Genomic DNA, 23,736 nt, shown 5'->3' on the forward strand with positions numbered 1-23,736 from the left:
TTCGGTTTCAGAGAAAGAGGAAGGACATGAGCCAATAGAGCAGCGCCGCAAGCGTTGCACTTAAGGGAACGGTGACCAGCCAGGCGGCGATGATCGTCATGAAGTGGGAGCGCCGGACGAGATAACGGCGGCGCACCTCCGAGGGATTGTCGGCATATTTTTGGGCGCGGCGGATTGTCTGGCCGGCTCCCGCCTGAACGAGCTCCTGCCGCCGCCGTGACGATTGCGTATACCATTCACGGAAGAAGCCAACGCCGAACACCGCGCCGATGGCGGTGTGGGTGGTGCTGACCGGCAGGCCGAAGCGCGATGCAACGAGGACAGTGAGCGCCGTGGCCACGGAAACGCAAAACGCGCGCATCGGATTGAGCTTGGTGATCTGTTCACCGACGAGGCGGATGAGGCGCGGGCCATAAAGAAGAATACCGCAGGAAAGCCCGAAGGCGCCGACCAGCATCACCCACAGCGGGGCGCGGGCGGGGTGCCCACCGCCTCAGCATGCAGGGCGCGCACGATGGCCACGACAGGGCCGATGGCGTTCGAAACGTCATTGGCCCCATGCGCGAAGGACATCAAGGCGGCGGCGAGAACGGGCGGCCATTGGAACAGGATTCGAGGCGACGGTTGCGGTTCCCCAGCCCTCCCGATTGTTTGGGGATGATCGGCACACAAAGCCGCCACGCCACAAGCCCGGTCACCAGCCCTATGAGGCTGGCATGGCCAAGCGACACATGCATGAGCTGCCGCAATCCGACCCAGATGAGATAGGCCATGAAGACGCCCGCCATCAGGCCGATGAGAACCGGAACCCACAGCCGGGCCGAGCCGATCTTATCCTTGCGGTAAATGATGAATTCCTTGATGAAAGCAAGGATGGCGACGGCGATGAAGGCGCTGATGAAGGGTGCGAGTACCCATGCGAAGGCGATGCTGCCGAGCGAAAGCCAGTCGACCGCTTTCGCCCCATAGGCGGCCATTCCGGCGCCCGCAACCCCGCCGACCACCGTATGGGTGGTGGAGATCGGCGCTCTTGTCCAGGTCGAGATATTGACGAGAAGGCCGGCGGCGAGAAGCGCCGACAGCATCGCCCAGGAAAAGGCGGTCCTGTCGGGGATGGTCTCGACGTTGATGATGCCGCTGGAAATGGTCTCCACGACATTGCCGCCGGTGATCAATGCCCCGGCAATCTCGCAGATGGCGGCGACGATGAGCGCAACGGCAAGCGGCATGGCCTTGGCGCCGACCGCCGGGCCGACATTGTTCGTCACGTCGTTCGCGCCGATATTGATGGCCATATAGGCGCCGATGGCGACGGCGGCGATGATGATGACGGCACCCGCGGTGCCCGTGACGAAAGCGCCTGCGAAGACAGCCGCGAGAACAACGAACATGAACCCCGCGCCAAGGCCGGCAAGCTGCTGCGTGACGTGCAGCGTCGCCTCCTCGACACGGGTGAACTTGTCGAGATCCTTGTCGAGCGTCGGCTTCATGTTTGATGGCGGCTTCGTTGCCATTCACACCTCGTTTGCCAGCATTCCCTTTCGTCCGGCAGCGTCGCAGGTTGAAGGCAATTTACAGAAAGACTGTTACATCTCGCACATCTTTCCAAAAGGAAAGACGATAAAAGCCATGTTGGAAAAACAAACTGCACATTGCCACATCAGGGGCGGGCGCGCTATTTCGAATGCGCCATCCGCTTGTCGAAAGCGAGCATAAGCGCCTTCAGTTCCGGCTCGTTGACGCGCTTGCCGGCTTCTTGCGGACTGACCCATTCCAAACGTCTCGATTCCTTCTCGGGAAAGCTTTCCTGCATTTCCGAAACTTCGAGCAGATGCACCTGCACCCTGCATGGCACGTTGACGCCGCTGTTCAGCTTTTTCTCGTAGTCGTAATAACCGAAGGGCGCCTTTTCCACCGTGCCTTTGACACCGGCTTCCTCATAGGCTTCCTGCTCGGCCACCGCATGGGCCTTCTTGTTGGCCATCGGCCAGCCCTTGGGAATGACCCATCGGCCCGTATCCCTGCTGGTCAGCAGCAAGACTTCCGGCCCCGGATTTTTTTTCGACAATCGATAGCACAGCGCCGCATATTGCTGTCGCGGCGGTCTGCGCAACATCAAGCCAACATCTGTCGCCAATCGATTCAAAATCTTCAATCCGAATAAATCCTCTTTGCCGGGTAGTGATAATTGCTAATATAGAGATGCCGCAGATTCCGCCAATCCCCCTTTACCCATGTGGTAGATTTGCGAACAAAGTTCTGACCGGGCGGTTCCCCGCGGCCGGACAGCCGATGCGGTAATACTCTCTCTGCCTGCCTTCAAGCCATTCAGAATGCAAAGCCGCTATGAATTGTGGCCGGGGCTGCTTTAATCAGGGGTTATACCCCAGTGCCGGAGGCCCTGGACCACACCGTCCGCTTCTCTCGCAGCCGCGTGAAAAAAGCGCGTATCCTGATGTGCCAGCGAGACAAGCTCCGGCAGGGCATTGCCGACGATCACGCCGCGAATATTCTTCAACTCGAACATCGCCCGATCATTGCCAGTATCGCCCGCAACCACTGATTCGTCGAGGCCGATGCGTAATTGTCCACATAACCATGTGAGCGCTGCGCCCTTGTCCGCGGCTTTCGGCAAGATGTCGAGGTCGCGATCGCTGGAGTAGACGAGACGGGCGTCGATATCAGCCGCTACAAGCGCTGCTTCGATCTCCCCGAGCGTGGCGTCATCGGCGTCATGCAGGAACCAGCTCGATTTCAAGCCGTGCTGGTAACGCTCCTCCTGCATCGTCACACCGGGAATTCCGGCCATGACCTCGGCAATCTTCCGCGGGTCGAAACCGGTGCCGAGGGACTGTGTGTAGGCGCTTTCCAGTTCGCTTCGCTTTTTGGCGTGCAGCATCGTGCCGACGCCGCCGATGATGTAGTCCGGCTGCGGCAGCGGCACCTCTTCCAGGAGGGCAAGCTGGTCGTCGATCAGCCTGCCGCTGTTGAAAACGAGGAGGGGACGCTTTGCCTCCGGCAATGAGTGCCAGAAATCGCGAAACCGCCGCGTGGCGTCATTGTCGCCGACAACGGTTCCGTCGAGATCGGTGGAAAAAAGACGAAGCGGTTTCAATCGCCGTCATTCCATGGTTCGGCCCAGTCGGCTTCTTCCAGAACCGGCATCATGGTCCTGCCTTCCACAAGGGCGAGCAACTGCTGGGCAATGCCGGTCCAGGTGAACAGGCTGCGCGCCTTGTGTGCCCCCATGCGGGAAAGCCGCCCGTAAAGCCGCTCGTGCTTGAACGGTTTCATCATGGTGATGCCGAGGTCTTCCTTGTCGAAAGGATCGGCAAACAGCGCATGGCGGCCATAGCTCACGGCCCGGAACAACCCGCCATGGATGGTGACGACAGTTGGCGTGCCGCTCGCCATCGCCTCGATCGCGGTCATGCCGAACGGCTCGTAGCGGCTGGAAAGCACGAAAAGATCGGCAGCGCGATAGATATCCGGCAGGTCCTCGTCCGCGACATAACCGGAAAAGGCCACCTTGTCTTCCAGACCGAGCGCTTTCACCCGCTCCTTCAGCTGGTTGAGGATCGTGGTTTCCTGTTCGTCCATATTCTCACCGCCAACGGCGAGATGCAGACGGGCTTCCGGTTCACGCTCCGCAAGAACGGAGAAGCCGTCGATCAGCAGATCATAACCCTTGTTGGTGGCGAGCCGCCCGAGCGCCAGCACCACCTTGCCCTCGAAGCCGAAACGCTGCCGGATCATCTGCCGCGTCGCATCCGAAACCGGGAAGAAACGGTTGTCGTCATAACCCGGCGGGATCATGTGGATATGCTTGCGTTTTTGCCCGTAATCCTCGATCAGGACATCCAGCTGTACCGGAGTGGTTGCGATAACCATGTCGCAGCTTCGATAGATGATCAGTTCGTGCTGGATGCGCTCCCTGAAGTTGAACTCCAGTTCGAACGTGTCGGCCTTTTCCGGATAGTCCGTCTCCATCTGGCGCTTCTTCCAGATGCCAAGCGAATGCGGCGTGTGCAGATGCGGGATTTTGAGCGCTTCGGAGAGCCTCTGGCCTGCCACGCCGGCGTCCCAGTAATGGCTGTTGATGAAAGAATAATTCAGGTCGTTCTTCTTGATGAAACGCAGCGCGTTTTCGCACCATTCCATAAGGTGCCGGTGCAGATATTCCTTGGGAATGAAATCGCGTCCGCCGCAGGGAATGCGCACCACGCGGACGCGCTCGTCAACCTCGTCGAATTCCGGCTGGTCTTCGAAGCGGCGGGTATAAAGATCGACGGTGTAACCGAGCTGGCCGAGTTTGCGTGCAAGCTCAAGCACATAAACCACCTGTCCCCCGGTATCGGCCGCGCCCAGTGGCGGATGCGCGGCGACATAGCCATGCGTCGATATGAGAGCTATCCGCGGATAGCGTTCAGTTTCGCTCGTGGTTGTCATGGGTCCCATCTTGGTAAATTTTTCCAATTAACCCGATAAAAAGACCGAAGAGCACAAAAGGTTCCATCAAAAACCGAATAAAATGGATGGCGCATTTCACCAGACGGTGTTTTCAGCCGCTGCGCTGCTGCTGTCGCAAACGGGAAATCCGGTCCCATTCCCGCGCCTGATGGGCCTTGGAGGTTGTCTCCACGATGAAGTCGATATGGGCTTCCGCCGCCGCCCTCGCTGCTGCCGGATTGCCGGCGGCGATGGCATCGTGGATGGCGATATGTTGCCTCAACACCTCGTCATGGGCGCCCGCGACGGTGAAGATGAGATGGCGATTATAGAAGATGTCGTCGCTCAGAAGCTTGTAGCAGGAGCGCAGCGTGTGCATCAGCACGATATTATGCGCTGCCTCGCCGATGGCATTGTGAAATTCCACATCGCCTGACAGTTCCTCTTCGAAGCGGCCCGCCTCATGCGCCTCACGCATTCGGTCGACGATGGCGGCAAGGTTGCGCCTGTCCGGTTCCGTCGCCCGCTGTGCGGCAAGTTCGGCGGTCATGCCTTCGATATAACGGCGATATTCGAGGAAATCCCGCGTCGCCCGGCTGTGGCGGGTAATCAGTGCGCTCAACGGGTCTGAAAAGACCGCGCCGACGATATCGGCGACATAGGTGCCGCCGCCATGCCTGCTCACGAGAAGGCCGCGGGTCTCAAGCTCCTTCAGCGCTTCCCGCAGGATCGGGCGTGATACATCCAGCTTCTGCGCCAGTTCCCGTTCGCCCGGCAGCCGGTCGCCATCCCGCAAGATGCCGTCGAGGATCAGTTCCTCAAACCGCAGCACGACCTCCTGCGATGTGCGGCTGTGCTCGATGCGCGCAAAAAGCGTTTCGTCCATCGCAGAAGTCTCCGGCGAGATGCCGCCCCGTATTTGATGCCGTGCAAAGTACCAGCGAAGCGTCGCACTGGTCAAATATTCTATCCAGTTCTTCGTGTGCCTTTTCCTGCCTGCGGCAACACGGCATCTGCCCTTTGAAACTGGCTTTTGTTAAAGCAGCAGCTGGACAGGGTGATGATGGCGGATTTTTCCGCCAGATGGATCAAAACAATTACATTGGCTTCGATTGCGGTGTTTTCATTGCGATCGATGGCTTAGAAATCCGGGACAAGAAGCGGGGACGATATCGCAATGGCCAAGGGTAGATTTGCATTCGCAAGCGCGCCGGAAAGGTCGCTGGCACTGGGCGAGGTGCATGCGCGGCCGACCGTGCTGCTCGCCCCATCGCGCATCATCATCCAGCTCGCCTTCATGATGGATGGCGGCTCGGCCGTGCATCACTCGGTCATCGCGGAAATGTCGCGCAGCCGTGGTGTCGCACCACCGGAACGAGATGCCCGCCACCATGCAATGCCCTGGGGGCAGGGGACTCTTCGCTGGGAGCGGCATACCGAGTTCTCGACCTGGTTCTGGGATGGCCCCGCACCGGAAAAATTTGGCGGCGAAATCGCGGGCGATCCCTTCGGCGACGGCTTTTCGCCACCCGGCTCGCTAATCTCGGGCGTGCGGCTGGAAATCCGTCCTGAGAACGGTGTCACCTCCCAGGCGGAAGCGATGTTCGAACCGACCAGCCTCTGTCACAGCGATGTGCGCAACGGGCAGGCCGCTATCCTCACCGATTTCCGCCAGGATCGCGACGGGCTGACGCAGATATTGGTGATCGACCGGGGCCTCACCGATTACAGCCGCGGCGCGCTGGTGCAGCGGCTGCTGGATATCGAGACCTACCGCACGCTCGCCATGCTGGGCCTGCCGATGGCGCAGACGCTGTCGCCGGAAATCCGCCGCATCGAGGATGGTCTGACCGGCATCACCCAACGCATGAAAAACGGTGCGCGCGACGAGGCCGATGCGCTGCTGGCGGAGATGACCCGGCTTGCGGCGGAACTCGAAGCCAATGCCGCGCTCAGTCTCTATCGTTTCGGCGCCAGCCGCGCCTATGACGGCATCGTGCGCGAACGCATCCGGGCGCTGGCGGAAACGCCGGTGCAGGGCCATGAGACCATGGGCAGCTTTCTGGAACGGCGCATGGCGCCCGCCATGCGCACCTGCCAGTCGGTGGAGGAGCGGCAGGCCAACCTGTCGCGCAAGCTCTATCGCGCCACGGCTCTGGTTCGAAGCTGGATCGATGTGGAACTGGAGCGGCAGAACACGGTGTTGCTCAACACCATGAACAAACGCGCCGCCATGCAGCTTCGCCTGCAGCAGACGGTCGAAGGCCTCTCGGTCGCCGCCATCTCCTATTATGTCGTCGGCCTCATCGGTTATCTCACCAAGGCGATCAGCCATGATGTGCTTCCGGTTGATCCGGCCGTGGTCACCGGTATCTCCGTTCCCTTCGCCGTGCTTGGCGTGTGGTGGGTCGTGCGCCGCATCCGCCGCTCCCATGCAGAGGGCGGGCACTAAGGGACCACCTAGTCTCCCTCATTCCTGTGCTTGTCACAGGGATGAGGAAGGCGGCGGCGCCTTCAACCCTGCTCCCAATAGGGCGAAGGCCCATAAAGTCCGGCCAGATAGTCGATGAACAGCCGCACCTTCGCGGGTAGGAACTGCCGGCTCGGATAAACCGCCGACAGCGTGACATTGCGCGATCCCTCATAACCGGGCAGCACTTGTACCAGCTTCCCGCTGCGCAATTCATGGCCGATATCCCAGGTGGAACGCAGCGCAATGCCAAGTCCTGATATCACCGCCTCGCGGATCACTTCGCTCGAATTGGTGACCAGCATTCCCTCCGGCCGGATGCTGAGCGCACCGCCCGGCCCCTCCAGTCGCCACACGTCGTTATTGTGCGCCGGCAGGCAGCGGTGTTTCTTCAGATCCTCGATTGTCGCCGGCATGCCGTGGGCCGCCACATAGTCCGCCGAGGCGCAGAGCACGCGGCGCACCGGCGCCAGACGGCGGGCGACGAGGCTGGAGGAGTTGAGATCGGCAATACGGATAGCCAGGTCGTAACCACCCTCGATGATATCGATGAACTCGTCGCTGAGCACCAGATGGACCGAGAGGTCCGGATGCCGCTCCATGAATGTCTTCAGATGCGGCGCGATATGCATGCGCCCGAAGGAGGTGGGTGCGGAAACCTTCAGTGTGCCGTTGACGGTGTTGGCGCGGCCGGAGACGAAATCCTCCGCTTCCTCCAGCCCTTCCAGTACGGCCAGCACTCGCTCGTAAAAGCCCTGTCCCGCTTCGGTCAAAGAAATCTGCCGCGTGGTGCGCTGGAAAAGTCGTGCGCCGAGCTTTTCTTCCAGCCGCTTGATGCGCTTGGAAATGACGGCGGGCGAATAGCCAAGCTCCTTGGCGGCGAGCGACATGCTGCCGGAGGCGGCAACGCTTGCGAAGACTTCCAGATCGCCCAGATTTGTCATAGTTGCCCTTGATTATTTCCAGAATGGAAAAAATCCATATCATTTGATTGCGCCGTTTCAAAGTGGTAAAGAAACAATACCAGTTGGTGAAATGGCATGGAGGAGGGGCGGTGACACAGCCGATAAAGTTTCTGGAGCCGCGCGCGAAGGTGGTCGCAGATCGCGACCGCATCATAGCTGATCTCAAGGATATTCTGCCGGCGGACTGTCTTGTGCACGAGCCGCGCGAACTCGTGCCTTTTGAAACCGATGCCTTTGTCTCTTATCGCCGCCTGCCGCTTGCCGTGGCGCTGCCGAAGACGACCGAGGACGTGGCGGCGGTGATGAAATATTGTCATCGCTACGGCATTCCGGTCGTGCCGCGCGGCGCCGGCACCTCGCTCGCCGGCGGGGCGATCCCGCAGGAGGATGCGGTGGTGATCGGCCTTTCGAAGATGAGCGCGATCCTTGAGCTTGATTTTTACAATCGCACGGCGCGGGTGCAGGCGGGCGTCACCAATCTCTCCATTTCCGATGCGGCCGGCGCTGAAGGTTTCTTTTATGCGCCGGACCCAAGCTCGCAGCTTGCCTGCACCATCGGCGGCAATATCGGCATGAATTCCGGCGGCGCGCATTGCCTGAAATATGGCGTCACCACCAATAATCTGCTCGGCGTGAAAATGGTGCTGGTGGATGGCACTGTTCTCGAACTGGGCGGTAAATATCTCGATGCCGGCGGTTACGACCTGCTCGCCCTCGTCTGCGGCTCGGAAGGCCAGCTCGGCATCGTCACCGAGGCGACGGTACGGCTGATCGCCAAGCCGGAAGGCGCGCGCCCGGTGCTGTTCGGTTTCGAAACCTCGGAAGAAGCGGGTTCATGCGTGGCCGATATCATCGGTGCGGGCATCATCCCTGTTGCCATTGAGTTCATGGACAAGCCGGCCATCGAGATCTGCGAGGCCTTCGCCAAAGCGGGATATCCGCTGGATGTCGGCGCGCTTCTGATCGTGGAGGTCGAAGGCTCCGAGGCGGAAATGGACGCCATGCTTGCCGATATCGTCACCATTGCCCGAAAACATGGCGTGAAGACGGTGAAGGAATGCCAGTCGGCCATGGAGGCTGCGGCGATCTGGAAAGGCCGCAAATCCGCCTTCGGCGCAACGGGCCGCATCGCGGATTATATCTGCATGGATGGCACGGTGCCGCTTTCCCAGCTTTCTTATGTGCTGAAAAAGACGAGCGAGATCACCGACCGTCTCGGCCTGCGCGTCGCAAACGTCTTCCATGCCGGTGATGGCAACATGCATCCGCTCATCCTGTTCAATGCCAATGATCCTGAAGACGCGGCCCGCGCGGAAGAGGCAGGCAATGAAATATTGAAGCTCTGTGTGGATGCGGGTGGCTGTTTGACCGGCGAGCATGGTGTCGGCATCGAAAAACGCGATCTGATGCGCCACCAATATGGTGAGGCCGATCTTGCCCAGCAGATGGCGGTGCGGGCGGCTTTTGACGAGGGTTGGTTGATGAACCCTTCCAAGGTGTTTCCGCTGGAGGGGAGGGGATGATGGGTTTGAGTTTTGTGACGTTGACGGGTGTGGTTTACCCCCCTCTGCCCTGCCGGGCATCTCCCCCTCAAGGGGGGAGATCGACTCGCAGCAAGGTCTCGTCTTTCTTATCGGTCGAGATAAAGCGACGCAGGTGCGCCTTGCCGATCTCCCCCCTTGAGGGGGAGATGCCCGGCAGGGCGGAGGGGGGTATCCCTTGCGAAAACTTCGCTGTCCCATGCCCGGAGCCCGCAACCCCATGCTGACGCCGTACGCAGAAACCCAGGTCGCCGATATCATCCGCGACCACGCGACCCGAAGAATCCCGCTGAAAATCTTCGGCGGCAATACCCGCTCCGGTTTCGGCAATGCCGTGGCGGCGGAAACCGGGCTGAGCTCCCGCGCAATGGCTGGCATCGTTTCCTACGTCCCCGCCGAAATGGTCATGACCGTCAGGGCCGGCACGCCACTTGCCACCATCGAAGCCGCCCTTGCACAAAACCGGCAGACGATGGCCTTCGAGCCGATGGACCACCGCCCGATCATGGGCACAGAAGGTGAGCCGACCATCGGCGGCGTCTTTGCCGCCAATGCCTCCGGCCCGCGCCGTTATGTGGCGGGTGCCGCCCGCGACAGCCTGCTCGGCATCCGTTTCGTCAATGGCAGCGGCGAGATCATCAAGGCCGGCGGCCGGGTGATGAAGAATGTCCCCGGGCTCGACCTGTCGAAGTTCCTTGCCGGATCTTTCGGCACGCTCGGTTTTCTCACGGAGGTGACTTTCCGCGTATTGCCGAAACCGCTTGCAGAAAAAACCGTGGTCGTTTCCGGTCTCGACGATGAGGCGGCGACACGCATCATGGCCGCGGCGATGGCGCTGAGCGTCGAGGTCTCCGGAGCGGCGCATCTGCCGGAAAGCGTGCGTTCCCGCTTCATCGATGGCAACCTGCCGGAAGGTCCGGCGACAATTCTGCGGCTGGAAGGGCTGCCCGCCTCGGTGGAAGCGCGCGCCCGCAAGCTCCTCTCCGTCATGGACCGGGTCGGGCCATGGGCGCTGCTGGAGGGCGAAGAGAGCGGGCTTTTATGGCGGCAGGTGCGTGATGTCGCGCCCTATGCCGGTCAGAATACCAAGCCGCTGTGGAAAGTCTCCGTTGCACCTGCCGCCGGCCACCGACTCGTCGCTGCGCTGCGCATGGAAGCGGGCATCGATGCCTTTTATGACTGGCAGGGTGGTCTTGTCTGGATGCAGATGGAGGCGGACCCGGAGGCCGCTTTGCTGCGCGGCGCTATCAAGGCGCTGGGCGGCGGCCATGCCACGCTGGTGAGGGCAAGCGATGCCGTGCGCGCCACTGTGGCGGCCTTCGAACCGCGCCCGGCGGCGGAGGCCTTGTTGTCGGCGCGTATCAGGGAAAAACTCGATCCGACGGGCATCTTTAATCCCGGCAAGATGGCCGTAACGATGCAAAGGGCGGTCTGAACCATGCAAACATCCTTCACGCCGCAGCAACTGGCCGATCCGCATGTGGCGGAATCCGAAAAAATCCTGCGCAAATGCGTGCATTGCGGTTTCTGCACTGCCACCTGTCCCACCTATGTGACACTCGGCAACGAGCTGGACAGCCCGCGCGGCCGCATTTACCTCATCAAGGACATGCTGGAAAACAGCCGCCCGGCCGACCGTGAGGTCGTCACCCATATCGACCGCTGTCTTTCCTGTCTTGCCTGCACCACCACCTGTCCCTCCGGCGTGGATTACATGCATCTGGTTGATCATGCCCGCGCCCATATCGAACAGACGTACAAGCGCCCCTTCATGGATCGGCTGATCCGCAATCTTCTGGTCGCGGTTCTGCCCCATCCCACCCGTTTCCGGCTGGCCTTGCAGCTGGCAAGGCTGGCGCGGCCTTTCGCGGGCCTGCTTGCCAAAGCCCCGGCGCTGAAACCGCTGCAATCCATGCTCGCACTCGCCCCTGCTGCCGTGCCTCCTGCCTCCGCCTCCACCCGTCCGGGAGAAAGACCGGCGGAGGGCGAAAAGCGCGGGCGCGTCGCCATCCTCACCGGTTGCGCCCAGCCGGTGCTCGACCCCGGTATCAATGAGGCAACGCTGCGGCTTCTCGCGCGGCTCGGCATTGAGGTTGTGGTGCCGAAGGGCGAGGGCTGCTGCGGCTCGCTGGTGCATCATATGGGCCGGGAGGAAGAGGCGCTCGCTCAAGCAAGGCGTAATGTCGATGTCTGGACCCGGGAGATGGAAAATGGCGGCCTTGACGCTATCACCATCACCGCGTCGGGTTGCGGCACCACCATCAAGGATTCCGGCCACATGCTGCGGCTTGACCCCGCCTATGCGGAAAAAGCCGCGCGGGTTTCGGCGCTGGCGAAGGACATCACCGAATATCTCGCCCGTCTCGATCTGCCGCAAAGGCAGAGCCAGGGCCTGACGGTTGCCTATCATTCCGCCTGCTCCATGCAGCACGGCCAGAAGATAACGCTCGCACCGAAACAGCTGCTGAAGGCGGCGGGTTTCATAGTGCGTGATCCGGCGGAGGGGCATCTGTGCTGCGGCTCAGCAGGGACCTACAACATCCTGCAGCCGGAGATTTCCGGCAAGCTGAAGGCCCGCAAGGTGAAGAACATCGAGGCCACACGGGCGGATGTCATCGCCACCGGCAATATCGGCTGCATCACGCAGATCGGAACCGGCACTGATATGCCGATCCTGCATACGGTGGAACTGCTGGACTGGGCTTATGGCGGGCCGAAACCGGCGAGGCTTTCGGTTTAGAGCGCCGTTTGCCGATAAGGCAGCGATCCGGAATGACGGCGCGTGACGACAGGTCGGGGCCGGTGCGCCTTTCGGAGGCTTCTCCTCATCCCTGTGCTTGTCACAGGGATCCAGCCAGCCCAAGGACTTGGGCTGAAAGGACTCTCCCCGCCGCGCAGACGCGCGCGACGGCTGGATTCCTGTGGCGAGCACAGGAATGAGGGAAGAGGGTGGTTACTCCGATACTAGAACTTATACGCCACGCCGAAATTCACCGCATTGGTGATGATGTCGGTCTTCAACGAGCCGCCATTGTCGATATCGACGTCGACGAAGGAATAGGTGCCCTTATATTCCACGAAGGTCGACCAATTGTCGGTGATGCGGTAGCTGAGGCCGGCCTGCGCCTGCAGGGTTGCGCCGCCGAACTGGTATTCGAAGGTCTTGCCCGAGGGACGATATACTTCCACATGCGGCACGTTGATGCCGACGCCGGCGCCGACGTAAGGGGTGATCGGCAGGGATTCCAGCGGAAAGCGGTAGAGCGCGTTCAGCGTCAAAAGGTTCAGGCCGTCGGTGAATTCGAAATGCGACCAGCCGGAACGGGCAAGCGTCTGGTCGTCGGCATAGACCTTGTCATGTGTGAAATCGAGCGAAATACCGAAATTCCGGAGCTGGCCTTCATCAAACCAGTAGGTGCCGCGCACGCCCCAATAGGGCGGGTTGGAAAAGGACTTGCCTTCCCATCCGGCCCGGAAATCCGACCCGTCGGAAACCTTCACATCGCTGTGCGGCGCGCTTTGCCAGCCGCCGTAACCGGAAATTTCAAATTCGCCCGCTATTGCGGCAGAGAAGGAAACGCCGCTGCAGAGCAGGGCGCAAACAAATAAAGTATGGCGCGACATGAAGTGAATCCAGATTGATATCAGTAATTCACCAAAGCGTTTTTTGATAACATTTGAATGACAGAAACGAAAAACGGGCGGTCTATTGACCACCCGTTTTAAGGCCGTTCCGTCATCCCCCTGAGAGAGGTCCGGCGCCTGGCGTCCCCCGCCAAGTTTCAATTTCATTGAAGTGAGCCGGATTGTACCGCTGCAAGGCGGCAATTCAAGCGGATACGCCGCCATTCCGGCCCTGCAGCGGCCGGAATGACTGAACCGTTGCCATCATATCACTATGACCCTGGTTCCCACATTCACGCGCTCGTAAAGATCGGTGACATCCTCGTTGCGCATGCGGATGCAGCCGGAGGAATTGTTGCTGCCGATCGTCCAGGGCTGGTTGGTGCCGTGAATGCGGTAAAGAGTCGAGCCGAGATACATGGCGCGCGCGCCCATCGGGTTGGCCGGGCCGCCTTCCATGAAGGCCGGCAGGTAATGTCCCTTGGCCGCCTCGCGGGTGATCATTTCCTTCGGCGGGGTCCAGCTCGGCCACTCCGCTTTGCGGGTCACCTTGTGGGTTCCGGCCCATTCGAAACCGGGCTTGCCGACGCCGACGCCGTAACGCCGGGCCTTGCCATCGGCGAGCACGAGATAGAGGAAGCGGTTCGGCGTATCGATGACGATGGTGCCCGGCTTCTCAGCGGTGTCATAGCTCACGATCTGCGGCAGGAATTGCGGCGCGATCTGGGTGCGCACCGGCGCGTTCGGGCGGACGGCGGCATTCTGCACCCGTGCCGGGCGCTGCGATGTGACGCCGGAGCTGGGTCGCTGCGGCATGGCGGCCGCCTGGCGCTGCTGGAACAGCGGCTGGCGTGCGGCAGGTGCGCGCGGATAGACCACGGGTCGGACATTGCCGCGGCCACCGAGCTGGGTTACCCAAGGGGCAGAAAGGTCCGGGCTGACGACGACGGGCGGACGCTCGCGATAACGCTCATTGGCCATGGCGGCCGGGACGGCGAGGGTGGAAACGAGGCTCAGCGCCAGAAAAACGGACTTCATCGGCATCGGGTGGACTCTCTCTGCGGGATGTCGCAACTATGAATTTGCGGGACTGTTCGTCCGCTTTGCCGGACACGTTCGCACCTCGACGCCAGCGAATCGTAAATGGCTGTTCATTAAAAAGCGCTTGATTAGGGAAAGCTGGATTTAAGGTTAGCGCCCGGTTTTGAAACGTGGTGAATGAGTGGTAAGCGCGCAGGTTCACACCGCTTGCGAGCGGTAGCGAAAGGGATTGTCGGCACAATGAGCGAAGCGGGACTTGAAACGGGCGCGGATGGCCTTGTGCGGTGTTTCTGGCAGCAGGGGCTGGAGGATTACAGCCGTTATCACGACGAGGAATGGGGTTATCCCGTCACCGATGATCGCCGCCTGTTCGAGAAGATCTGTCTGGAAGGTTTTCAGTCCGGCCTTTCCTGGCTGACGGTTCTGCGCAAGCGCGAGGCTTTCCGTCTTGCCTTCGCCAATTTCGAATTCGAAAAGGTGGCTGAGTTCGGCGAGGCCGATATCGAGCGCTGCCTTGCCGACAAGGGCATCATCCGCCATCGCGGCAAGATCGTTTCGACCATCAACAATGCCCGCCGCGCCGTGGTGCTGCGCGACGAATTCGGTTCGCTCGCGCGTTATTTCTGGGGTTTCGAACCCGCCGCCGCAGAAAGGCCGCAAAGGCTCGACTATGCGACGTTAAGGGCTAACCCCACCAGCGCCGCCTCCACTCGTCTTTCCAGGGATCTGAAGAAGCGGGGCTGGACTTTCGTCGGCCCGACGACCGTCTATGCATTCATGCAGGCCATGGGTATGGTCAACGATCATATCGAAGGCTGTCATTGCCGCCAGCCGATAGAGGTCATGCGGCGGGAGTTTGTACGTCCATGAAGGTAACCTCCCTTCTCCTGGCTCTCACCATGGCCGCGGTCGCCGTGCCGCATTCCTCCTTCGCCGAAGAAGGCCGCAATGTAGACGGCATCTGGCTCGATGACGGCGAGAGGCTGAAGGAAGTGGCGCTGCCGCCAGCCGGCCCGCTGAAGCTTGACGGCTGGACGCGGCGCGGGCGCGGCGATGTCTATCGCCTGAAAGTAAAGGCCGGGCAGACGGTGAAGATCGAGCTTGCCGCCTCCAGCGAATTCGTCCTGATGGCGGTCTTCGATTTTTCGACGCCGGATGAGGATGCGATCTTCTTCAGCGATTCCGAAGGCAAGGTCGCGACGCTGACGCCGAAGGCGGATACGGAATGGCTGATCCGCCCGACGCTTATTCTGGGATCACCGCGCCGTGGGCTGGGCGCGCACTACACGTTGACGGTCAGCACCGGAAAATAACGGCCCGCCTTTTGCTCAGGCCGCCTGGGTCAGCACAATCAGTCCGAAACTCAGAACACAAAGCAGCACGAGCGACAGGCTGGCGGCGATGACGACCTTGCCTCCGGCATGGCGCAGGCTGCGGATATCGACCGAAAGGCCCAAAGCCGCCATCGACATGATGGTGAGGATGTTGGAGAGCGAGGCAACGGGGCCGATAAGAGCCTCGGGAATGAGTCCGAAGGACCGGGCCATGATCATCAGCACGAAGCCGATGATGAACCACGGAACCATCTGCTGCAGCTTCAGGCGTCCCTTGTCGGACCGGCCGTGGATGACGGAGAGGGCAGCGATCACGGGCCCCAGCATCAAAACGCGGATGAGCTTGACGATGGTGCCGGTCTGCACGGCGATCGCGCCGAGGGGGGCGGTGGCCGCCAGAACCTGCGGCACGGCATAGACCGTCAGGCCGGCGAAAATGCCGTATTGGGTGGCATCGAGACCCAGAAGCTGCGGCAGGAACGGCATCAAAAGAACAGCGGCGACGCCGAGGACAGCGGTAAAGGCAATCGAGGCGGCAACATCTTCCGGTTTGGCGCCAATGGCGGGCGCTGCGGCGGCAATGGCGGAATTGCCGCAGATGGAGTTGCCGCAGGCAATCAGCGTCGCGAGCTTGGGTGGCAGGCCCAGCATTCGTCCGGCCGCGTAGCTCACGACCAGCGACAGCGCGACGATCAGCGCAATGCCGCCGATCAGCAAGCCGCCTGCGCCTTTGAGGATGGAAAGGCTCAGGGATGCGCCAAGAAGCGCCACCGCGATTTCGAGCAGCGTCTTGGCGCTGAACTTTATACCGGCCGAAGCGACGGCAGGCAGAGACACCAGCGAACGCAGCAGCGTGCCGATCAGAATGGCGAGCACAAGATCGCCAAGCCATGCGTGGCCCGCAAGCCGCACCTGAAAGCGCTCCGCCAGAATGGCGGCGCAGCTGACCGCCGCGCAGATGAGAATTCCCGGCAGAAGCGGGGTAAGCCAGCGGAGCGAAAACTGAAAGGGATGAGCGAGGGTGCGATGTTGTGCCATGGCCAGACAATGCCGCAGCCGCCTGTTTTATTCTATCAAATAATATGGCATATATTATTCGATAAAATCGAATGAATGATCATGACCTTTGAACAGCTCCGCATCTTCATCGCCGTTGCCGAACGCGAACACCTCACAAGGGCCGCAGAAGCCATCGGTTTGACCGCCTCCGCCGTCAGCTCCGCCATCAAGAATCTCGAAGCATTTTATAATGTCGAGCTGTTTCATCGCGTCGGCCGCAACATTGAATTGACCGAAAGCGGTCGGGTTTTTCTGGGTGAAGCCAAGGCGACGCTGGCGCGTGTGCGCAATGCGGAATTGATTCTCTCCGAAATGGGCGGGCTGACGCGTGGTGAAATCACCGTCTGCGCCAGCCAGACCATTGCAAGCTACTGGCTGCCGCCGATCCTGATGCAGTTCAAGAAACTCTATCCCGGCGTGACCGTGCGGCTTGATATCGGCAATACCAAGACGGTGACGCAGGCGGTGCTTGATGGTCTGGCGGAGGTCGGTTTCATCGAAGGCAGGATTGATGAGCCGGCTTTGATGGTGCAGCCCGTCGTCTCCGACAAGCTGCTGGTCGTCACCGGTTCGGCCCACCCCTTTGCCGATGGTCGTTACCTCACCGCGCTCGATATGCTCTATGGCACCTCCTGGGTGCTGCGCGAACAGGGCTCCGGCACCCGCTCCGCCTTCGAAGCGGCCGTGCGGCAGATGGGGGTGGACCCCGCGGAACTGTCCGTCATGCTGGAACTGCCGTCCAATGAGGCGGTGGTGATGGCGGCGCGTTCCGGCGGCGCCGCCACGGCGGTGTCCGCCTCAGTGGCATCCCTGTTCCTGCGGCAAGGGTTGCTCGTCCGCGCCGGCATCGATCTGCCTGCCCGCAACTTCGCTTTGCTGCGTCACAAGGAACGTCACACCAGCCGGGCCGCGATGGAACTGGAGCGCCTCAGCCGGGCGGCGTCGGAGGATTACAAGGCCGGCCTTGCGGGATTGTAGCAGAGTGGCGAGTGGCACCGTTGGCATGGGAAGGCCGCCGCCTGCTTCTTCTCCCCGCCGGGGAGAAGTCCGCGGCAGCGGGATGAGGGGGCGACGGTCGAAATATTCGGAGAGCTTGCCCCCTCATCCGACCCTTCGGGCCACCTTCTCCCCGGCGGGGAGAAGAAAAGGGGAGCGCCGCAACCGGCGTTCCCCATTCGTCAGCATCAATCACTTGCCTTTGGACTCCAGCCAGGCCTTCATCATGGCGATCTCGCCTTCCTGCGCCTTGATCACCTCTTCAGCCAGCTTGCGGATTTCCGGATTCTTGCCGTATTCCAGCTGGACCTTGGCCATATCGATTGCGCCCTGATGGTGCGGGATCATGCCGCGCACGAAATCGACATCGGCATCACCGCTATAATCGATGGCCATATCGCCATGCATTTTCTTGCTGGCTTCCATGAAGGCCTTGGTGGAAGCGCTGTCGCTCATCGTGCCTTTTGACATGTCATGTCCGGCATGGCCGCCCGCATCCTGTGCAAAAACGGGCATGGCGAGAGAGGCTGCGAAAGCGACGGCGAGCGTCATGGTCTTGATAGACATGGATTATCCTTCCTGTGTCTGACGGATTTTTCGATGGTGGTCTGAAAAAATCTGCGGTCAGGCGCGGGGAGGCGGCAGCGGCGGGGCGAAAGCCTTGCCGTCGAAGGCAATGCCGCGTTGCGGCTTCGGATAGGCAAACGTCATGCGTCCGCTATCGGCGAAGATGGTTCGTGGAACCACGATCAGGCACGCGGCGCAGGAACCGGGATGGGCGGCATTGTCACCATGCGGACAGCAACCGCCCGTTTCCGCTTTATGGGCCGCATTCTCCGCGTGTTTTTGAGAGCCGTGGTCCCGATCATCTGCATGATGCGAATGGGCATCGTCGTGTTTCATCGGCGATTGTGAGGAAGCCGCCATGCCCGTCGGCATGCTCATCGCCATCTGCGCCGGCATTGCGCCGTAAAGCAGGCAGGCAAGGAACATCAATGTGCGGACCACCTGGGACATGGCGTGAATTTACCGCGGAAATTATGGAATAAGCATGACGATCAGGTGAGTTCGCGCGCAATGACGTGATGCACGATGCGGTAATCCCTGCTTTCCTCGCCAAACGGGGCAAGCGGCCATTCCCATGCGGCGGCGGGCGCAGGAAGCTCGATGCCATGCAGCAGGTCTTCGTGCTGGTGCAGATTACCATCCTTGCCGATGACGTCGAAGGAGGTGTCGGTTATCAGGCAGGCCTTGCAGGGCAGGCCAGCCAGCGCTTCCAGATGGGTGTGAATGAGCTTCGGCAGAAGATCGTCCGGGGCATCTGCGATCTTTTCCCGCTCCAGCCGGTGGCGCGCACCGGTGCCGATCTGTGACAGGAGATTGGCCGATACCACGAGATCGAGATAGGGCACCCGCCGCAGGAAATCGAGCGGTTCGGCCGGCCGGCCGGCGAGAACATCGTCAAAACCGGAAAGATCGCGACTGGCGATGCGGACATTCTTTTTGGCATTGAGGCGCAGCTTTGCCTGCACGCTGGCGAGATGCACCAGATCGACCAGCACGACGGTATCGAACATCGCCACCAGCGCATCATAGGGCACATCGCGCAACAGGCCCGAGCCCAGCACCACCGCCGTTCGCCGCTGCTTCAGCTTTCCGGCCGATTGCAGCACGAATTGCCGGCTGTTGTTTTCATGCTCTGCCCAGGCGTTGGCGCAGCGGTTGGCGCGCGCCCAGAGGTTGACGGAATAGCGTATATGCGGCCGGAATTCTTTCGGCGTGACCGCGCGTGTGGCGGCATATTGCAGGGCTTCGAGGATCATGAATGCCTATCGGTAGATTTCACGGCGATGGCCGATTTCGACCACCAGCACGACGAGCTTGTGATCCTGTATATCGCAGATGATGCGGTAATCGCCCACCCGGTAGCGCCAGAAATTTCCGAGTTCGGAGCCTTGAAGGGCGGCGCCGGTCCTTCGAGGGTTGCCATCTCTGGCAATGCGGTCCGTCAGAAAAGAAACGATGCGATTGGCATCGCTTTTCGTCAAAGCGCCCAGTTGCTTGACGGCAGCGCGCTGAAACTCAATTTTCCAGATCAAGATCACGCATCACTTCTTCCAGAGTATAGGTGCGTTCTTTATTGGCGATGCGCTGCCGCGTCGCCTCCTCCGCAAGATAAAGATCTTCCATATCCTCGATATGTTTCTCGATCGCCTCGCGGATGTAATAGGCGGATGTGCGGCCGGTGCGCTCGGAAAGCGCCTTCAGCCGCTCATAGGTCTCATCAGGCAGGCGGATGGCCGTCTGTTTGCTCATGGGTCGCGTCCTTCCCGATCCGAATTGGGATACATGTATCCCATATAGCACCGCCTGGCTGCGTGAGCCAGCAAAACCGGAGCCTTTGCGGCTTGCCGCACCGGGCTTCATCCTCTAATACACCGGCATAATTTCAGGAAAATATCGGATCGGCCCCATGAGCGAAAAAGCAAAAAAGCCTCAGAAACTGAAAGCCCGCCTGCCGCGCGGCTTCGTGGATCGAACGGCTGCCGATATTCATGCCGTGAATGAGATGATCGAGAAGATCCGCAAGGTCTATGAGCTCTACGGCTTCGATCCGGTGGAAACCCCGCTGTTCGAATATACCGATGCGCTCGGCAAATTCCTGCCCGATAGCGACCGTCCGAACGAAGGCGTGTTTTCGCTGCAGGATGACGACGATCAGTGGATGAGCCTGCGCTACGATCTGACCGCGCCGCTCGCCCGTCATGTCGCGGAAAACTTCAACGAAATCCAGCTGCCATACCGCACCTATCGCGCCGGTTATGTCTTCCGCAATGAAAAGCCCGGCCCCGGCCGCTTCCGCCAGTTCATGCAGTTCGATGCCGATACGGTGGGCGCCGCCGGCGTGCAGGCCGATGCCGAAATGTGCATGATGATGGCCGATACGCTGGAAGCGCTCGGAATCAAGCGCGGCGATTACGTCATTCGCGTCAACAACCGCAAGGTGCTTGATGGCGTCATGGAAGCCATCGGCCTCGGCGGCGAGGAAAATGCCGGCCGTCGTCTGAATGTGCTGCGCGCCATCGACAAGCTCGACAAGTTCGGTCCTGAAGGGGTGAGGTTGCTGCTCGGTCCCGGTCGCAAGGACGAGTCCGGTGATTTCACCAAGGGCGCGGGCCTTGGCGAGGAGCAGATCGAAAAGGTCCTGTTTTTCGTCGGCATCAAGGACTATACGGCAAGCGCCGATGATCTGGCGAAACTGGTTGCGGGCACCTCGAAAGGCGCGGAAGGCGTTGATGAACTGAACATCATCGGCGCTCTGGTCTCCGGTGCCGGTTACGATGCGACGCGCATCAAGATCGACCCCTCCGTCGTTCGCGGCCTCGAATATTATACCGGCCCGGTCTATGAGGCCGAGCTGTCCTTCGATGTCACCAATGAAAAGGGCGAAAAGGTCGTGTTCGGCTCTGTCGGCGGCGGCGGGCGTTATGACGGTCTCGTCTCGCGCTTCATGGGTCAGCCGGTTCCGGCCACGGGCTTCTCAATCGGCGTTTCGCGCCTGATGACGGCGTTGAAGAACCTCGGCAAGCTCGGCCAGGTCAAGCCGCTCGCTCCTATTCTGATCACCGTCATGGATGGCGATGTGGAAAGCATGGGCCATTACCAGCGCTTCACGCAGGCGCTGCGCGCCGAGGGCATCCGTGCTGAAATGTACCAGGGCAACTGGAAGAAATTCGGCAACCAGCTGAAATATGCCGACCGTCTCGGCTCCCCCATCGCCGTCATCCAGGGAGGCGACGAGCGTGCCGAAGGCGTGGTCCAGATCAAGGATCTGATCGAAGGCAAGCGCCTCTCCGGCGAAATCGAGGACAATGCCAGCTGGCGCGAGGCGCGCGTGGCGCAGGTCAGCGTGCCGGAGGCCGAACTGGTGGCGAAGGTCCGCGAGATTCTGGAGCATCAGGCAGAGGACGTTCGCCGCGCCGCCGAAGGGCGCTGAAGCCATGGCGATCCTTGCGCTCGACCATGTTCAGCTGGCGATGCCGGCGGGCCGCGAAGATGAGGCGCGTGCCTTTTATGGTGGCCTGCTCGGCTTTGCGGAGGAGATCAAGCCCGCTAATCTGGCCGCGCGCGGCGGGTGCTGGTTCAGCCGGGGTTCGATAAAACTGCATCTCGGCGTCGAGCAGGATTTCCGCCCGGCGCGCAAAGCCCATCCGGCCTTTCTGGTCGATGATCTGGCAACCTTGCGAAAAACACTTGAAACAGCAGGCCGCCATGTGGTTGAGGATGAGCTGCTTGAAGGATATCACCGGTTTTATGTCCATGATCCCTTCGGAAACCGCATCGAATTGATGCAACCGCTCGAACCGTGACGAAAAGTACCGTTTCATGCCCCTGATCGACATGCCGGAATTTTCCGGAGAGCTACTGGAAGAATTCTCCGCGCGCCGCACGAGCCGTGTGAACACGCCCGTCATCCAGCCCGCCGAACCGTTTCTGGATATGGCGGGCGAGGATTTGCGCCGCCGTATCTTCATGACGGAGAGCGAGACGGGGACGAGCCTTTGCCTGCGCCCGGAATTCACCATCCCCGTCTGCCTGCGCCATATCGAGACGGCGACCGGCACGCCGAAGCGTTATTCCTATCTGGGCGAGGTCTTCCGCCAGCGTCGTGAAGGTGCGAACGAGTTTTATCAGGCCGGCATCGAAGACCTTGGCGATACCGATATTGCCGCTGCCGATGCCCGTGCCGTCATCGATGCCACCGGCATTCTGCAGCGCCTGCTGCCGGGCCGGGCGCTTGCCGTTACGCTGGGGGATCAGCAGGTGTTCGAGGCGGTGGTTGCCGCCCTTGGCCTGCCGCTCGGCTGGCAGAAGCGGCTGGTGCAGGCCTTTGGCGATATGGCGCAGCTCGACGCGCTGCTGGAAAGCCTCGTGCATCCCAAGCCGATGACCGGTCTTGATGCCCGGGTCGCGGGCCTGCTGGCGACTGGCGACGAGGCGGTGCTGGTCGATTATCTCGATACGGTGATGCAGGAGACCGGCTATTCCACCAATGCCAGCCGTTCGCCGCAGGAAATCGCCCGCCGTCTGCGGGAGAAACTGGCGCTTGCGGCCACCCGCCTGCCGGATGATAGCTTCGCGTTGCTCAAGCAGTTTCTGGCCCTGAAGGCGCCGCTGCCGCAGGCCTCGCAGGTTCTGGCTGATTTTGCCGCAAAGGCGAAGCTGAAGCTGGATGGTGCGCTTTCCGCTTTCGACAAACGTGTCGCAGCCCTAGCCAATGCCGGTGTCGATCTTGAGACCGTCACCTATGGCGCGGCCTTCGGCCGTCCGCTCGATTATTATACCGGCCTTGTTTTCGAGGTGGTGGAAGCGGGTGGAGACAGCGTTCTGGCCGGTGGCGGCCGTTTCGACCGGCTGCTGACGCTGCTCGGCGCACAGGAAAAAATACCGGCTGTGGGTTTTTCGCTCTGGCTGGATCGCATCGAAGCGGTGCGGGGGAGCGACAAGCCATGATCACCATCGCATTGCCCTCCAAGGGCCGGATGAAGGAAGACGCTTCCGCCGTTCTGGAACGCGCCGGATTGAAGGTCGCGGCAGTCGGCAATGACCGCTCCTATCGCGGCCGTATCGAAGGACGGGACGATATCGAGATCGCCTATCTGTCGGCCTCTGAGATCGCCCGCGAGATCGGCGCCGGCACGGTGGATTTCGGCGTGACGGGCGAGGACCTTGTGCGCGAGGGACTGACCAATGCCGATGCGCAGGTGGAATTTTGCGCCCGCCTCGGTTTCGGTCATGCCGACGTCGTGGTCGCCGTGCCGGAAATCTGGCTGGATGTGGACAGCATGGCCGATCTCGGCGATGTCGCTTCGGAATTCCGCGCCCGTCATGGCCGCAGGCTGGCGATCGCCACCAAATACTGGCGGCTGACGCAGCAGTTCTTTTCGCGCCAGCACGGCATCCAGCTTTACCGTATCGTCGAAAGCCTTGGCGCGACCGAGGGTGCGCCTGCGGCGGGGCAGGCGGATATCATCGTCGATATCACCTCAACCGGTTCGACGCTGAAAGCCAATCATCTGAAAATCCTCTCCGACGGCATCATCGTCCGTTCGGAGGCCTGCTTTGTCCGCGCCCGCAAGCCGGAGCACGATGGCGATGCGAGGGTTGAGGAGATCGCTTCGCGCATAAGGGCGACGGTCTGACACCAGACAAAAAAAGCCGCCGGAGCGATCCGGCGGCTTTTTTGTTGGTCGATC

The 23,736-nt window shown here is 61.0% G+C and carries 24 protein-coding genes and 1 pseudogene; 11 read left to right on the plus strand and 14 right to left on the minus strand.

Features of this window, described 5'->3' with window-relative positions; translation table 11 throughout:
* Nucleotides 1–7: 7 nt before the first annotated feature.
* The 5 genes and pseudogenes from ASB65_RS02695 to ASB65_RS02715 all read right to left on the minus strand — a co-directional run bounded on the left by ASB65_RS02695 (nucleotide 8) and on the right by ASB65_RS02715 (nucleotide 5,335).
* Nucleotides 8–1,514: pseudogene (locus ASB65_RS02695) on the minus strand (inorganic phosphate transporter).
* 161 nt (nucleotides 1,515–1,675) lie between these two features.
* Nucleotides 1,676–2,116, minus strand: a complete 441-nt coding sequence (locus ASB65_RS02700; protein ID WP_035212549.1) for an NUDIX hydrolase — start codon at nucleotides 2,114–2,116, stop codon at nucleotides 1,676–1,678.
* 252 nt (nucleotides 2,117–2,368) lie between these two features.
* The gene (locus ASB65_RS02705) at nucleotides 2,369–3,115 is read right to left on the minus strand and encodes an HAD family hydrolase (RefSeq protein WP_060722943.1); all 747 of its coding nucleotides are present in this window, start codon (nucleotides 3,113–3,115) and stop codon (nucleotides 2,369–2,371) included.
* Complete coding sequence (locus tag ASB65_RS02710) at nucleotides 3,112–4,458, minus strand: glycosyltransferase family 4 protein (RefSeq protein WP_162266766.1); 1,347 nt, start codon at nucleotides 4,456–4,458, stop codon at nucleotides 3,112–3,114. Before ASB65_RS02710 ends, ASB65_RS02705 begins: the two co-directional genes overlap by 4 nt.
* A gap of 103 nt (nucleotides 4,459–4,561) precedes the next feature.
* Nucleotides 4,562–5,335, minus strand: coding sequence for a FadR/GntR family transcriptional regulator (locus ASB65_RS02715; RefSeq protein ID WP_060722944.1), 774 nt, complete (start codon nucleotides 5,333–5,335; stop codon nucleotides 4,562–4,564).
* Between the two features lie 291 nt (nucleotides 5,336–5,626).
* Between ASB65_RS02715 and ASB65_RS02720 the strand changes: the two genes are divergently transcribed.
* The gene (locus tag ASB65_RS02720) at nucleotides 5,627–6,901 is read left to right on the plus strand and encodes a DUF3422 family protein (protein WP_060722945.1); all 1,275 of its coding nucleotides are present in this window, start codon (nucleotides 5,627–5,629) and stop codon (nucleotides 6,899–6,901) included.
* Between the two features lie 62 nt (nucleotides 6,902–6,963).
* Here ASB65_RS02720 and ASB65_RS02725 read toward each other — a convergent pair whose 3' ends face one another.
* Entirely contained in the window at nucleotides 6,964–7,863 is a 900-nt protein-coding gene (locus tag ASB65_RS02725; protein WP_003503202.1) for a LysR family transcriptional regulator, read from the minus strand.
* 110 nt (nucleotides 7,864–7,973) lie between these two features.
* On the opposite strand from ASB65_RS02725, the gene ASB65_RS02730 reads away from it, so the two are divergent.
* From ASB65_RS02730 to glcF, 3 genes are all read left to right on the plus strand, one after another.
* Complete coding sequence (locus ASB65_RS02730) at nucleotides 7,974–9,407, plus strand: FAD-linked oxidase C-terminal domain-containing protein (protein ID WP_060722946.1); 1,434 nt, start codon at nucleotides 7,974–7,976, stop codon at nucleotides 9,405–9,407.
* A 238-nt stretch (nucleotides 9,408–9,645) separates the two neighbouring features.
* Nucleotides 9,646–10,860, plus strand: a complete 1,215-nt coding sequence (locus ASB65_RS02735; protein ID WP_060722947.1) for an FAD-binding protein — start codon at nucleotides 9,646–9,648, stop codon at nucleotides 10,858–10,860.
* Between the two features lie 3 nt (nucleotides 10,861–10,863).
* Nucleotides 10,864–12,165, plus strand: coding sequence for a glycolate oxidase subunit GlcF (glcF, locus tag ASB65_RS02740; RefSeq protein WP_060722948.1), 1,302 nt, complete (start codon nucleotides 10,864–10,866; stop codon nucleotides 12,163–12,165).
* A gap of 224 nt (nucleotides 12,166–12,389) precedes the next feature.
* Here the strand turns inward: glcF and ASB65_RS02745 are convergent, their stop codons facing one another.
* Nucleotides 12,390–13,049, minus strand: coding sequence for an outer membrane beta-barrel protein (locus ASB65_RS02745; RefSeq protein ID WP_060722949.1), 660 nt, complete (start codon nucleotides 13,047–13,049; stop codon nucleotides 12,390–12,392).
* A gap of 264 nt (nucleotides 13,050–13,313) precedes the next feature.
* The gene (locus ASB65_RS02750) at nucleotides 13,314–14,093 is read right to left on the minus strand and encodes a L,D-transpeptidase (RefSeq protein ID WP_060722950.1); all 780 of its coding nucleotides are present in this window, start codon (nucleotides 14,091–14,093) and stop codon (nucleotides 13,314–13,316) included.
* A gap of 237 nt (nucleotides 14,094–14,330) precedes the next feature.
* Between ASB65_RS02750 and ASB65_RS02755 the strand changes: the two genes are divergently transcribed.
* Complete coding sequence (locus tag ASB65_RS02755) at nucleotides 14,331–14,960, plus strand: DNA-3-methyladenine glycosylase I (protein WP_060722951.1); 630 nt, start codon at nucleotides 14,331–14,333, stop codon at nucleotides 14,958–14,960.
* The gene (locus ASB65_RS02760; protein ID WP_060722952.1) at nucleotides 14,957–15,403 is read left to right on the plus strand and encodes a hypothetical protein; all 447 of its coding nucleotides are present in this window, start codon (nucleotides 14,957–14,959) and stop codon (nucleotides 15,401–15,403) included. Before ASB65_RS02755 ends, ASB65_RS02760 begins: the two co-directional genes overlap by 4 nt.
* Nucleotides 15,404–15,418: 15 nt before the next feature.
* Here ASB65_RS02760 and ASB65_RS02765 read toward each other — a convergent pair whose 3' ends face one another.
* Nucleotides 15,419–16,462, minus strand: coding sequence for a YeiH family protein (locus ASB65_RS02765; protein ID WP_060722953.1), 1,044 nt, complete (start codon nucleotides 16,460–16,462; stop codon nucleotides 15,419–15,421).
* Between the two features lie 81 nt (nucleotides 16,463–16,543).
* Here ASB65_RS02765 and ASB65_RS02770 point away from each other — a divergent pair, with 81 nt between their 5' ends.
* A complete protein-coding gene (locus ASB65_RS02770) occupies nucleotides 16,544–17,461 on the plus strand; it encodes a LysR substrate-binding domain-containing protein (RefSeq protein WP_026363679.1) in 918 nt (305 codons plus the stop codon).
* 210 nt (nucleotides 17,462–17,671) lie between these two features.
* Here the strand turns inward: ASB65_RS02770 and ASB65_RS02775 are convergent, their stop codons facing one another.
* From ASB65_RS02775 to ASB65_RS02795, 5 genes are read right to left on the minus strand one after another with little or no spacing between them, the layout of a single operon-like run.
* On the minus strand, nucleotides 17,672–18,046 hold the full coding sequence (locus ASB65_RS02775) for a DUF305 domain-containing protein (RefSeq protein WP_060722954.1): 375 nt from the start codon (nucleotides 18,044–18,046) through the stop codon (nucleotides 17,672–17,674).
* A gap of 57 nt (nucleotides 18,047–18,103) precedes the next feature.
* Entirely contained in the window at nucleotides 18,104–18,496 is a 393-nt protein-coding gene (locus tag ASB65_RS02780; RefSeq protein WP_003503191.1) for a hypothetical protein, read from the minus strand.
* A 41-nt stretch (nucleotides 18,497–18,537) separates the two neighbouring features.
* Entirely contained in the window at nucleotides 18,538–19,302 is a 765-nt protein-coding gene (locus ASB65_RS02785) for a hypothetical protein (RefSeq protein WP_003503190.1), read from the minus strand.
* 6 nt (nucleotides 19,303–19,308) lie between these two features.
* Nucleotides 19,309–19,578 carry a type II toxin-antitoxin system RelE family toxin gene (locus ASB65_RS02790; RefSeq protein WP_003503189.1) on the minus strand — a complete coding sequence of 90 codons (270 nt, stop codon included), beginning with the start codon at nucleotides 19,576–19,578 and terminating at the stop codon, nucleotides 19,309–19,311.
* Nucleotides 19,562–19,795 carry a DUF6290 family protein gene (locus tag ASB65_RS02795; protein ID WP_003503188.1) on the minus strand — a complete coding sequence of 78 codons (234 nt, stop codon included), beginning with the start codon at nucleotides 19,793–19,795 and terminating at the stop codon, nucleotides 19,562–19,564. The genes ASB65_RS02790 and ASB65_RS02795 overlap by 17 nt, the downstream gene beginning before the upstream one ends.
* 157 nt (nucleotides 19,796–19,952) lie before the next feature.
* Between ASB65_RS02795 and hisS the strand changes: the two genes are divergently transcribed.
* Genes hisS through hisG form a run of 4 tightly spaced genes read left to right on the plus strand, consistent with a single transcriptional unit; the run spans nucleotide 19,953 to nucleotide 23,682 of the window.
* Nucleotides 19,953–21,476, plus strand: a complete 1,524-nt coding sequence (gene hisS, locus ASB65_RS02800) for a histidine--tRNA ligase (protein WP_003503187.1) — start codon at nucleotides 19,953–19,955, stop codon at nucleotides 21,474–21,476.
* A gap of 4 nt (nucleotides 21,477–21,480) precedes the next feature.
* A complete protein-coding gene (locus ASB65_RS02805; protein ID WP_003503186.1) occupies nucleotides 21,481–21,849 on the plus strand; it encodes a VOC family protein in 369 nt (122 codons plus the stop codon).
* Nucleotides 21,850–21,865: 16 nt separating this feature from the next.
* On the plus strand, nucleotides 21,866–22,993 hold the full coding sequence (locus ASB65_RS02810) for an ATP phosphoribosyltransferase regulatory subunit (protein ID WP_003503185.1): 1,128 nt from the start codon (nucleotides 21,866–21,868) through the stop codon (nucleotides 22,991–22,993).
* Nucleotides 22,990–23,682 (plus strand): ATP phosphoribosyltransferase, encoded by a 693-nt coding sequence (gene hisG, locus ASB65_RS02815; RefSeq protein ID WP_060722955.1) that lies wholly within the window; start codon nucleotides 22,990–22,992, stop codon nucleotides 23,680–23,682. The genes ASB65_RS02810 and hisG overlap by 4 nt, the downstream gene beginning before the upstream one ends.
* The last annotated feature ends 54 nt before the right edge of the window (nucleotides 23,683–23,736 follow it).

Origin of the sequence: Agrobacterium tumefaciens str. B6, assembly GCF_001541315.1 — a bacterium.
In the GTDB taxonomy this organism is placed as follows: domain Bacteria; phylum Pseudomonadota; class Alphaproteobacteria; order Rhizobiales; family Rhizobiaceae; genus Agrobacterium; species Agrobacterium radiobacter.